We start from the raw sequence: 11,904 nt of genomic DNA, 5'->3' as shown, positions 1-11,904 counted from the left end.
CCCATGCACCTTTTCGAGGCGATCATCCTGGGATTGGTCCAGGGACTCACCGAGTTCCTCCCCGTCTCTTCCAGCGCTCACCTGCGCATCATGGGAGAGTTCCTGCCGTCCGCCGAGGATCCCGGCGCCACCTTCACCGCCATCACCCAGATCGGCACCGAGTTGGCGGTGCTCGTGTACTTCTGGAGCAGGATCGTCCGCATCATCTCGCGATGGTTCGGATCGCTCACGGGGAAGGTGGCGCGCAACGACGCCGACGCCCGCATGGGCTGGATCGTGATCATCGGAACGATCCCGATCGGCATTGCCGGCTACCTCTTCCAGGACATCATCCGCGGGACGTTCCGAAACCTCTGGCTCGTGGCGATCGTGCTCATCGTGTTCGGACTGCTGCTGGGGGCGGCGGATGCTCTCGGGCGCCGCATCCGCACCGAGCGCGACCTCACGTACGGCCACGGTCTCGCTCTCGGTCTCGCCCAGATGCTGGCGCTGATCCCCGGTGTCTCGCGTTCCGGCGCGACCACCACGATGGGCCTCGCCCTCGGCTACACCCGCCCCGCAGCAGCCGAGGTCGCCTTCCTGCTCGCGGTGCCGGCCGTGTTCGGAAGCGGCCTGTACGAGCTCATCAAGGCGATCAAGGATCCGGGCGAGCAGGTGTACACCATGTTCGAGACGGGCGTCGCGACGGTCGTGGCCTTCGGCGTCGGCCTCGCGGTCATCGCGTTCCTGATGCGTTACCTCAAGCGCGGCAGCTTCCTGCCCTTCGTGCTCTACCGTCTGGTCCTCGGCCTCGTGCTCATCGTGCTGCTGAGCTTCGGTGTGCTGCAGGCCTACTGAGTCGTCGGACAGTGAAGGGCCGGGGCGTTCGGTCGCCTCGGCCCTTGCTGTTCGTCTGCGTCGGAGCTGACCATCGTATCAGGACCGACGTGGACCTTCCGATCCGGGTCCCGGGCCGTGCCCGAATCCGCGAGGTCCGTCGCCGCCGCGGCGGAGGTATCGCTCGAACTCCTGGGCGATGGCGTCTCCCGATGCCTCGGGGGAGTCCCATGTGTCGCGGGTCTGCTCGAGCTGGTGGATGTAGTCGGTCATCTCCTCGTCGTCCGATGCGGCCGCATCGATGGATGCCTCCCACGCGAGGGACTCCGCGGGCAGCTCACCGCGCGGCACCACCGCGCCGGTGAGCTCGGTGAGGCGGTCCAGCAGTGCGAGGGTCGCCTTGGGCGAGGGCGTGTGCCCGGCGACGTAGTGCGGCACGCTCGCCCACAGAGCTGCGCACGGGATGCCGGCGGCTTCGGCCGCCGTTGCCAGGACGGTCAGAATCCCCGCCGGCCCCTCGTACGTGGGCTTCTCGAGGTCGAGTGCGGCGCGCAGGGCGTCGTTCTCGCTGCCCGCGAACACCGAGATCGGGCGCGTGTGCGGGACATCCGACATCATCGATCCGAGCGCCACGATGCCGGTGATGTCTTCGCGCAGCGCCGCGTCTATGAGCTCCGCGACGAAGGCCTGCCAGGCGCGAGCAGGCTCGAACCCCGACAGCAGCCAGAGGCGCGTGCCCTCCGTCGTGTCGTCCCCGACGCCCACGGCCGGCGCGGGATGCAGCGGCCTCCACAGGGTCGCATCGGGCCAGACGAGTCGCCGTGAGCCGTCGGCTTCGAGGCGCACCTGGGGGCGTGTGTACTGGTAGTCGAAGTACAGCTCGGGGTCGACGCCGAAGGCCTCGCGATACGCGCCGGATTCGCGGATGTGCGACACGGCGGCCGAGGCGGCCTCCCCGGCGTCGTTCCATCCGTCGAAAGCGACCACCAGTACGCGCCGACCCAGTTCGTCCACACCGCTCCTCACCGTCCGTGAACCGTTCCCCCCACGATACGCGTCGGCCGAGGGTCGCGGGCAGACGACGCCCTAGCATGGAGCGATGACCACAGCGCCTGCCGACCATGCCCGTACGGAGTCGGCGGCCCGCACCGACGCGGTGGCCCAGGCCGTTCCCGACGCCATCCTCTGGGACATGGACGGCACGCTCGTCGACACCGAACCGTACTGGATGGCGGCCGAGACGGCACTCGTCGAGGCGCACGGCGGCACCTGGACGCACGAGCAGGCACTCACCCTCGTCGGGCAGGGTCTCGAGACCTCTGCGGGCATCCTGCAGGCCGCCGGCGTGCGCATGGCTGCCGGAGAGATCGTCGCGCATCTTTCTGCTCAGGTCACGCGCGACCTGAGCGCGGGTCCTCTGCCGTTGCGTCCCGGGGCCGCCGAGATGCTCGCCGACCTGGTCGCCGCGCAGATCCCCTGCGCCCTGGTCACCATGTCGTTGCGCGACATGGCGCGCGCCGTGGTCGCCGCGCTTCCGGTCGGCACCTTCGCGCACATCGTCGCCGGCGATGATGTCGCCCGCCCGAAGCCGTTCCCCGACGCCTATCTGCAGGCGTGTGCCGCGCTGGGCGTCGACCCCGCGCGCGCCGTCGCGATCGAAGACTCGCCGACCGGGGTGCGGGCGGCGGTCGCCGCCGGTGTCACCACGATCGGTGTTCCGCTCATGGTGCCGCTCACCGACTCCGGCGCCCACCAGCTCTGGCCGACGCTCGCCGGCCGCACCCCCTCCGACATCGCCGAGGTCTTCGCGACGCACGGCACGAAAGGCTCCCGATGACCACCGACCTGCGGCCCAGCGGGCCGTTCCGCCTCGGCGATCGCGTCCAGCTCACCGGCCCGAAGGGGCGCCTGCACACCGTCACCCTGCGCGAGAACGGGGAACTGCACACGCACCACGGGGTCCTGCGGCACACCGAGATCATCGGCAAGCCCGACGGATCCGTCGTGACGAACTCCGGCGGACACGAGTACCTGGCGCTGCGTCCGCTGCTGCGGGACTTCGTGATGTCGATGCCCCGCGGCGCGGCGATCGTCTACCCCAAGGATGCGGCGCAGATCGTGGCATCCGCCGACATCTTCCCCGGCGCGACCGTCGTCGAAGCCGGTGTCGGCTCCGGGGCGCTCGCCCTCTGGCTGCTGCGTGCGATCGGTCCGGCCGGGCGCCTCCATTCGTTCGAACGCCGCGAGGAATTCGCCGACGTGGCGCGCGCGAACGTCGAGACGTTCCTCGGGCACGAGCCGGAGAACTGGACGGTCGTCGTCGGCGACCTGGTCGAAGAGCTTCCGGGGCAGGTTGCGCCCGCGTCGGTCGATCGGGTCGTGCTCGACATGCTGGCACCGTGGGAGTGCATCGATGCCGTCGCCGACGTCCTCACGCCCGGCGGCGTGGTGATCTGCTACGTCGCCACCGCGACCCAGCTGAGCCGCGTGGCGGAGTACGTCCGAGGCACCGGGCTGTTCGCCGAGCCCGAGGCCAACGAGACGATGGTGCGCGGCTGGCATGTCGAGGGACTTGCGGTGCGGCCCGATCACCGCATGGTCGCGCACACGGGATTCCTCGTGACGGCGCGGCGCCTCGCGCCGGGGGCCATGCCTCCCGACGTGCGCAAGCGCGCCCTGAAGAAGCCGAGCTACGCGGACGACGACGTCGAGATCTGGACTCCGGGTGCGGTCGGCGATCGGGAGATCACCGACAAGAACCTCCGCAAACGAGTGCGCGAAGCGCAGCGCGCCGTGAGCGGAGCGCGCATCGCCGCCGGCGACACCGCGGATGCCGTCACGAGCGACGAGGCAGACGCGACCGGCGACGTAGACTGATCCGGTGCATCGCGTCCCTGCTGTCCTCGCCGTCCTGGGCCTGTCGGCCCTGACCCTCGCCGCATGCTCGTCGGCGCCTGCCGGCTCATCCGCCGCATCGTGCGAGCGTGTGACCTCGGATGCCACGGTGCTCGACTTCGCGCATGTGTCCGGATCGTTCGGACAGCCGACCCTGAACATCGAGTCGCCGGTCTACGTCGAGCAGCCCACGTTCCACGACGAGACGGTCGGCGACGGGATGCGCGTGACCAGCACCGGTCAGGACGTGCAGTTCTCGATCTCGGTCGTGAACGGTGCCACCGGTCAGAGCCTCGGATCCGCCGCCACGCAGCCGCTCTCGGTGGGCTCGTGGGACAGTCGGATCCCGGGACTGGGCGCACTGATGATGTGCGCCACCGAGGGCTCCCGCATCGTGGGGGCGATTCCGAGCACCGGCCTGCCGGATCAGACCGCGCAGGGCCTCGGGGTCTCGCCGGGGCAGTCCCTCGTCTTCACGATCGACCTCGCCCACGTGTACCGCGCCGCCGCCGACGGCGCATCGCAGTACAACGACCGGCGCGGCATGCCGTCGGTCGTCCTCGCGCCCGACGGGCGGCCCGGCGTGATCGTGCCCGACTCGGCCGCTCCGACGGACGTGGCCGTAGAGCTGCTGAAGAAGGGCGACGGCCCGGCGATCGGTTCGTCCGACGCCGCGCGCGTCCACTACACCGCCGTCGACTGGAAGACCCGAAAGGTCACCGATTCCACGTGGGAGAGCGGCGCTTCGGTGGCTGTCACCCCCGACAGCCGACTCGGCTTCGCCGCGCAGCTGCAGGGCGCGACCGTGGGTTCCCAGCTGCTGGTCGTCGTGCCGGCGGCTGCGGGCTCGGGCTCTGCCACCGTCTACGTCGTCGACATCCTCGGAATCGACCCGGCGTCGTCGGCGCGCTGACCTGGCGCGGAGCCGGCACCGCACCCTCGTCCTAGGATGGGCGGGTGGTTACCGAGTCCCCGCGCACCGCGCCCGAAGAGCGTCTGGTCAACCTCGTGGTCGCACTCATGGCCACCGAGCAGGGGCTGACGAAGGACACGATCCTCTCGTCCGTCGCCGGGTACCGCGAACAGACCACGGCCGGTGCGAGCAAGGATGCACTCGAGAAGATGTTCGAGCGCGACAAGCAGACGCTGCGCGGACTGTCGATCCAGATCGAGACCATCGGCGACCACGCCGATCCGGATGATCTGCGCGAGGCGCGGTATCGCATCCCCACGGCGGAATACGAGCTACCGGCCGACATCGATTTCACCCCCGCCGAACTGGCGGTGCTGAACCTCGCCGGCGGCGTGTGGAGCGAGAGCTCGATGTCCGCGGAGGCGCGGAGCGGTCTGCGCAAGATCCGCGCGCTCGGGAACGACGTCGATGCGCCGATCATCGGGTACTCGCCCCGGATCAACCTGCGCGAGGCGGCGTTCGCTCCGTTGCAGCGCGCGATCGAGCAGGGGCGGGTCGTCTCCTTCGCGTATATGAAGCCGGGCGAGGATGCCCCGCGGCGCCGACGCCTGCGCCCGCTGGCGCTGCTGGAGTACGAAGCGCGATGGCACGTGTACGGGTTCGATCTCGATCGTGACGCTCACCGGACGTTCCTCCTCTCGCGTATCTCCTCCGAGGTGGAGATCACGAGGGCGACCTTCGACCTGTCCGAGCGGGAGGGAGCGGGGGAGCGGGCACTGGCCGGTCTGGCGGACGTCGCCGCTCAGCAGAGCGCCCTTCTCGAGGTGATGCCGGGGACCGAGGCGGCGTTGCGTCTGGCGCGCCGAGCGCGGGCGGCGGATCGCGGCATCCGCGTGCCGTACGTCGATGTCCACATCCTCGCCGACGAACTCGCCTCCTATGGTCCGGAGGTGCGGGTCCTCGAGCCCGAGGCGCTCCGCGACGAGGTGGTCGCGCGCCTGCGTCGGGTCCTCGACGCACACGGAGGTGCCGCGTGAGCGCGCGACCACTCCTCGCCACCGACCGAGCGGCACTGATCCTGCAGCTCGTGCCCTACCTCATCGGCAAGGGGGAGGTGTCTCTCGTCGACGCGGCGGAGGACTTCGAGGTCACCCCCGAGCAGATGCGCGCCATGGTCGAGAAGCTCACGGTCATCGGCCTGCCCGGCGAAGGCGGGTTCTGGCAGATGGCGAACGACCTGTTCGACATCGACTGGGATCTTCTGGATCAGCAGGATCTCATCGTGATCACCAATGCGGTCGGCCTCGAGCGGACGCCGCGGCTGACCGCACGCGAGGCTGCCGCGCTCCTCGCCGGACTGCAGCTCGCGGCCTCGCTCCCCGGCGTCGGCGACAGCGGCGTCGTCCAGGGGCTGCTGGCCAAACTCGCCCGGGGCACGTCCGGAGCGCCGGCGGATGTGATCGTCGCGCCCGAGCGCGTGGATGACGTGCGCGCCGCCGTCGCCGAGGCGTTGCGCCGCGGTGTCGCCGTCTCGTTCGGGTACCAGGCGCCGGACGCGCCCGCGACCACGCGCACCGTCGATCCCGTCAAGGTGCACATCGCGGGAGGTCAGTGGTATCTGCAGGGCTGGTGCCACCTGCGCGAGGCGGTTCGCACGTTCCACCTCGACCGAGTCTCGGATGTGCGGGTGACCGACATCCCCACGACGCACGGAGCCGACGCCGTGCCGGATCTCTTCGAGCCGGGCGACGGCGATGTGGAGGTACAGGTGCGCTACCGCCACACCATCTCTCCGCTCCTCGCCGACTTCGTCGTCGACGAACGCGATGCCCACGACGGCCTGCGCATCGCCTCCATCCGTCTCGGCGACGCGCGCAGCCTCAAGCGCCTCGCCGCTCGTCTCGGTGGAGAGCTCGAGATCCTCGGCCCGACCGATGCGCGCGAGGCGACTGCGGCGTGGGCACAGGCCGGTCTCGAGCAGTACCGCTGAACGTCGCACGAGGTCGGGCGTCCTCCCGTCCGGTTCCGCGGCGCTGCCAGCCGATCGGCGGGAGCGGCGGTTACACTGGGCAGAGGCTTGCGAACAAGGGAACGAAATGCCGAGCAACCTGCTGACCGGACCGCATCTGTGGATCCTTCTGATCGTGATCCTGCTCCTCTTCGGTGCGGCGAAGCTCCCCGCGCTGGCCAAGAGCATGGGTCAGTCCGCCCGGATCTTCAAGGGTGAGATGAAGGCGATGAAGGACGACGACGCTCCCGCGGCCTCGACGGCCGCAGACGCGCCGGCGACGCCCGCGGCACCGACCGTGCAGAACACGGCCGCGCCGCAGACGCCTGTTGCCGGTGCACCGGCGGATGCCACGCCGCGCACCCCCGATTCCGCTTCCTGATCCGTCGGTGGCCACGGCGGAGCACCCGCCGCTCGGAACGGACGATTCTCCGCGCGGCGACAAGAGGATGTCGCTCGCACAGCACCTCGGGGAGCTGCGCAAGCGCATCGTGATCGCTCTCATCGCCCTTGTCGTGGGCATGGTGGTGGCGTATTTCCTGACCGACTGGATCATTTGGGCGATGACCGAGCCCATCCGTGTCGTCGCTGCGCAGCGCGGGATGGAGGACAAGGTCGGTCTCATGTACCAGACCGTCACCGGCCCCTTCGACATGCGGCTGCGCATCTCGTTCGTGGTGGGCATCATCATCTCGGCGCCGGTCTGGCTGTGGCAGCTGTGGGCGTTCCTGATGCCCGGACTGACCCGCAAGGAGATCCAGTACACGATCGGATTCGTCGCCGCCGCGGTTCCCCTCTTCTTCGCGGGCTGCTACGTGGGCTGGTGGGTCATGCCCCACATCGTCGAGCTGATGGCGACGTTCACCCCCGAAGGGGCGGCGAACTGGTTCGACAGCAAGTACTACTACGACTTCGTCTTCAAACTCATCATCGTCGTCGGAGTCTCCTTCGTCGTTCCCGTCTTCCTGGTGGCGTTGAACCTCGCCGGGATCATGTCGGGTCGCGCGATCCTCAAAGCCTGGCGCGTCGCGGTGCTCATCGCCGTCGGTTTCGCGGGACTCGCGACGCCAGCGGCCGACATCGTGAGCATGCTCATGCTCGCGGGCATCCTCGTCGTGCTCTTCTTCGCCGCGGCGGGCCTCTCGATGCTGTTCGATCGGCGTCGAGCGAAGCGTTCCGCCGCCGCCCTGAAGGCGACCCTGTGACCGACGCGGCCACGCGCTACGCGCGAGCTCAGGCGCAGCGGGCGCATCCCCTGACGTCGTCGTTCGCCGCCGCGCAGCGGTTCGACCTCGACCCCTTCCAGATCGCGGGATGCCACGCTCTGGAAGACGGCCGCAGCGTGCTGGTGGCGGCTCCCACCGGCGCGGGCAAGACCATCGTGGGCGAGTTCGCGATCCACCTCGCCATGCTCACGTCGGGGGAGAAGGCGTTCTACACGACGCCGATGAAAGCGCTGTCGAACCAGAAGTTCCGTGAGCTTCAGCAGGTCTACGGCGAGAGCGAGGTCGGCCTTCTCACCGGCGACACGAACATCAACGGCAGCGCACGCGTCGTGGTCATGACCACCGAGGTGCTCCGCAATATGCTCTACGCGGATTCGCCGGCGCTGCGCGGGCTCCGCTACGTCGTGATGGACGAAGTCCACTACCTCGCGGATCGATTCCGTGGAGCCGTGTGGGAGGAAATCATCATCCACCTGCCGGCCGACGTGCGGTTGATCTCGCTGTCGGCGACGGTGTCGAACGCCGAGGAGTTCGGCGACTGGCTCGACACCGTCCGCGGTGACACCGAGGTGATCGTGTCGGAGAGCCGCCCCGTGCCGCTCGAGCAGCACGTGCTGGTGCGCGGCGACCTGCTGCCGCTGTTCGACGACCGGGCCGGGGCGGCGACACCGCGTGTCAACAACGAGCTCATGCGTCTGCGCTCCGGCGGCTCGGCGCGCCCGGACAGTCAGCCCCAACGCGCGCGCGGCGGACACGGTGCCGGTCAGCGTCGTGCCCCGAGAAACGGGCATCGTCCGGGGCACGCCACGCGGCTCGAGCGGATCGATCGTCCGCACGTGGTGCAGGTTCTCGAGCGGGCGAACCTGCTTCCCGCGATCTTCTTCATCTTCTCGCGCGCCGGCTGCGAGGGTGCCGTTCAGCAGGTGCGTCGATCGGGTCTGCGCCTGACGACGCGCGAGGAACAGGACGAGATCCGCCGGGTGATCGACGAGCGCACGCACACCCTTCGCGAGGAGGACCTGCAGGTGCTCGGCTACTGGGAATGGCGCGGCAACCTGGAGCGCGGCGTCGCCGCCCACCACGCCGGCCTCCTCCCGGCATTCAAGGAGGTCGTCGAGGAGCTGTTCCGTCGCAAGCTCGTCAAGGTGGTCTTCGCCACCGAGACCCTCGCCCTCGGCATCAACATGCCGGCGCGCACCGTTGTGCTCGAGAAGCTCGAGAAGTTCAACGGCGAGGCACGAGTGGCGATCACCTCGGGGGAGTACACGCAGCTCACGGGCCGTGCGGGGCGGCGCGGGATCGACGTCGAGGGCCACGCCGTCATCCAGTGGACCGACTCCCTCGACCCGCAGGCGGTCGCCGCGCTCGCGTCACGTCGCACGTATCCGCTCAATTCGAGCTTCCGACCGACCTACAACATGGCGGTGAACCTCATCGACCAGTTCGGTCGTGAGCGCGCTCGCGAGATCCTGGAATCGTCGTTCGCGCAGTTCCAGGCCGACCGAGCGGTCGTCGGGCTCGCGCGGGAGGTGAAGGATGCCGAGGAGTCGCTGGCGGGCTACGTCACCGCCATGACGTGCGACCGCGGTGACTTCGTCGAGTACGCGCAGCTGCGCAGCGACCTGAGCGATCTCGAGAAGCTCCATCGCGCCGATCGGACGGCGCCGATCCGCCTGCGCGAGCAGCGTCAACACGAGATCCAGTCGCTGCGCACCCGGATGCAGCGTCACCCGTGCCATACCTGCCCGGACCGGGAGGCGCACGCTCGCTGGGGAGAGCGGCACGCGAAGCTGCACCGTCGTGTCGAGAAGACCCGCCGCCAGATCCAGGCACGCACGGGCACCGTCGCTCGCGTGTTCGACCGGGTGGTGGATGTCCTCGTCGCCCTCGACTACGTGCGCATCGACGCCGCGGGCGCAGCGACCCTGACACCGGCGGGGGCGACGATGAAGCGCATCTACGGCGAGCGCGACCTGCTCGTCGCCGAGTCTCTTCGGCAAAACCTGTGGACATCTCTCGATGCTCCGGGTCTCGCCGCGCTGGCCTGCTGCCTCGTCTACGAACCGCGCCGCGACGACGGCGGTGCCGGCGAGCACGGCCTGCCCCGGGGCCCGTTCCGGTCGGCACTCGATGCAACCCAGCAGTTGTGGGCGCGCCTGGACGATCTCGAACAGGACCATCGCCTTCCCGGCACGGCGGCGGTCTCCGTGGGTCTCGCCACAGCGATGCACTCCTGGGCGCGCGGGGCGTCGCTGGACCGTGTGCTCGACGAAGCGGACCTCCCGGCGGGTGACTTCGTCCGGTGGGCGAAGCAGACGATAGACCTGCTCGATCAACTGTCGCTCGTCGCCGCGGCGCCGCTGGCCGGGACCGCCCGCGCCGCGCTCGAGGCGGTTCGACGCGGCATCGTGGTGTACGGCTCGCTCTGACGTCACCCGCCTAAGCTCGATCCGTGTCTGCCCACCGCCGCCCTTCCCCTGTGCCCGAACAGGCGTCCGCCAGGCCGGTGCTGCCACTCTGGCTCGCACTCGTCACGGCCGCGGCGGCGGGGCTCGTGCTCACCCTCGCCTTCCCCGCCGTCGCGTGGTGGCCGGCCGTCTTCATCGCCGTCCCGCTCGCACTGCTCTCGCTGATCGGCCGCCGCGCCGGCGCGGCCCTGCTCGTCGGCTTCGTCTTCGGCGCGGCGCTGTTCTTTGTGAACCTGTCCTTCACCGCCCGCTACCTCGGGCCGATTCCGTGGATCGCACTGTCCACGCTTGAAGCGCTCCTGACGGCCGCGATGGCGATTCCCCTCGCTCTGGCCTACCGCTGGATGCCACGCATCGCGCCGGGGACGTACGGGCGCCTCATCGCGCTGCCGGCACTTGTCGCGGGCCTGTGGGTCGCGCGCGAGGAGCTGCTCGGCACGTTCCCGTACGGAGGGTTCCCGTGGGCGAGGCTCGGCGTCACCCAGGCATCCTCGCCGCTGGCCGAGGTCGCCTCGTGGGTCGGCATGAGCGGACTGTCGTTCCTGATCGTGTTCGCGAGCGCGGCCGCGCTCGAGTACGCGCGGGGCGGGCGTCGGCGCGACCTGCGGCGTCTGTTGCCGGCGGCAGCGGCGATCGCCGCGCTGGTGCTGGTTCCCGCCTTTCCCACGACCGCTGCCGGAACGATCCGAGTGGGCTCCGTGCAGGGGAACGGCCCGGCGGGATACTTCGACACGCGCGCACCGTACGACGTGCTGCGGGCGCAGCTGTCGGCGACAGCGCCGATCGAGCACAGCAGGCTGGACCTGCTGCTCTGGCCCGAGGGCGGTGTGGATGCCGACCCCACGGCCAACGCATCGGTCGCCCGCACGCTCGCCGGCCTGTCCGAACGCATCGACGCCCCCTTGCTGGTCTCCGCGGTCACGAAGCGCGGCGACGAGTACTTCAACTCGTCGCTCGTCTGGGACGTCGGAGCGGATCGACCCAGCCAGACCTACGACAAGCGGCATCCCGTGCCCTTCGGCGAGTACGTGCCGGACCGTGACTTCTGGCGACCGTTCGCTCCCGACCTCATCGACCTCATCGGGCGCGAGTACACGCCGGGAACCGCCACGCCCCACGTGAACGTCGACGGGGTCGGTATCGGGCTCGCCATCTGCTTCGACGTGATCTACGACGACGTGATCCGCGACGGAGCTCTCGCCGGGGCGCAGGTGTACATGTTCCAGACGAACAACGCCGATTTCCGCGGCACGGACGAGAACCTCCAGCAGCTCGCCTTCGCCCGGATGCGCGCCGTCGAGACGGGCCGCGCTGTCGTCAATCTGTCCACTGTCGGCACGAGCCAGGTGATCGCACCCGACGGCTCGACCATCGATCAGCTGCCCGCGGATCAACCCGGTGCGATGGTCACCGATGTGCCCCTGCGTACGGGGCTGACGCCGCCCGTCGTCCTCGGCGACGCGCTGCAGACCCTGCTCGGGTGGGGGAGCGTGATCGCCCTAGCCGCGGTCGGTCTGATCGGTCGGCGGCGCGTGCGTCGCCAGGGGTGAACCGCGCGCCCACGACGACGCCCTCGGC

The 11,904-nt window shown here is 69.8% G+C and carries 11 protein-coding genes; 10 read left to right on the top strand and 1 reads right to left on the bottom strand.

All coding sequences use genetic code 11. The features are described 5' to 3' along the window. The first annotated feature begins 3 nt into the window (after window positions 1-3). Entirely contained in the window at window positions 4-837 is an 834-nt protein-coding gene (locus tag JOE64_RS07910; RefSeq protein WP_204963749.1) for an undecaprenyl-diphosphate phosphatase, read from the top strand. Between the two features lie 78 nt (window positions 838-915). Here JOE64_RS07910 and JOE64_RS07905 read toward each other — a convergent pair whose 3' ends face one another. Continuing rightward, entirely contained in the window at window positions 916-1,830 is a 915-nt protein-coding gene (locus JOE64_RS07905) for a proteasome assembly chaperone family protein (protein ID WP_204963748.1), read from the bottom strand. Between the two features lie 85 nt (window positions 1,831-1,915). Between JOE64_RS07905 and JOE64_RS07900 the strand changes: the two genes are divergently transcribed. From JOE64_RS07900 to lnt, 9 genes are all read left to right on the top strand, one after another. Then, window positions 1,916-2,653, top strand: a complete 738-nt coding sequence (locus JOE64_RS07900) for an HAD family hydrolase (protein WP_204963747.1) — start codon at window positions 1,916-1,918, stop codon at window positions 2,651-2,653. Continuing rightward, a complete protein-coding gene (locus JOE64_RS07895; protein ID WP_204963746.1) occupies window positions 2,650-3,693 on the top strand; it encodes a tRNA (adenine-N1)-methyltransferase in 1,044 nt (347 codons plus the stop codon). Before JOE64_RS07900 ends, JOE64_RS07895 begins: the two co-directional genes overlap by 4 nt. A 4-nt stretch (window positions 3,694-3,697) precedes the next feature. After that, the gene (locus tag JOE64_RS07890) at window positions 3,698-4,624 is read left to right on the top strand and encodes an FKBP-type peptidyl-prolyl cis-trans isomerase (RefSeq protein WP_204963745.1); all 927 of its coding nucleotides are present in this window, start codon (window positions 3,698-3,700) and stop codon (window positions 4,622-4,624) included. Between the two features lie 44 nt (window positions 4,625-4,668). Then, window positions 4,669-5,661 (top strand): helix-turn-helix transcriptional regulator, encoded by a 993-nt coding sequence (locus tag JOE64_RS07885; protein WP_204963744.1) that lies wholly within the window; start codon window positions 4,669-4,671, stop codon window positions 5,659-5,661. Continuing rightward, window positions 5,658-6,614 (top strand): helix-turn-helix transcriptional regulator, encoded by a 957-nt coding sequence (locus tag JOE64_RS07880; protein ID WP_204963743.1) that lies wholly within the window; start codon window positions 5,658-5,660, stop codon window positions 6,612-6,614. Before JOE64_RS07885 ends, JOE64_RS07880 begins: the two co-directional genes overlap by 4 nt. 106 nt (window positions 6,615-6,720) lie before the next feature. Beyond that, the gene (tatA, locus tag JOE64_RS07875; protein WP_204963742.1) at window positions 6,721-7,014 is read left to right on the top strand and encodes a Sec-independent protein translocase subunit TatA; all 294 of its coding nucleotides are present in this window, start codon (window positions 6,721-6,723) and stop codon (window positions 7,012-7,014) included. A 67-nt stretch (window positions 7,015-7,081) separates the two neighbouring features. Then, window positions 7,082-7,837, top strand: a complete 756-nt coding sequence (gene tatC, locus JOE64_RS07870) for a twin-arginine translocase subunit TatC (RefSeq protein ID WP_204963741.1) — start codon at window positions 7,082-7,084, stop codon at window positions 7,835-7,837. Continuing rightward, entirely contained in the window at window positions 7,834-10,287 is a 2,454-nt protein-coding gene (locus JOE64_RS07865) for a DEAD/DEAH box helicase (RefSeq protein WP_204963740.1), read from the top strand. The genes tatC and JOE64_RS07865 overlap by 4 nt, the downstream gene beginning before the upstream one ends. A 50-nt stretch (window positions 10,288-10,337) precedes the next feature. Continuing rightward, window positions 10,338-11,876, top strand: a complete 1,539-nt coding sequence (gene lnt / locus JOE64_RS07860; RefSeq protein WP_372432901.1) for an apolipoprotein N-acyltransferase — start codon at window positions 10,338-10,340, stop codon at window positions 11,874-11,876. The last annotated feature ends 28 nt before the right edge of the window (window positions 11,877-11,904 follow it).

Source organism: Microbacterium dextranolyticum (assembly GCF_016907295.1).
In the GTDB taxonomy this organism is placed as follows: domain Bacteria; phylum Actinomycetota; class Actinomycetes; order Actinomycetales; family Microbacteriaceae; genus Microbacterium; species Microbacterium dextranolyticum.
This window is presented reverse-complemented; position numbering and strand designations above follow the sequence as displayed.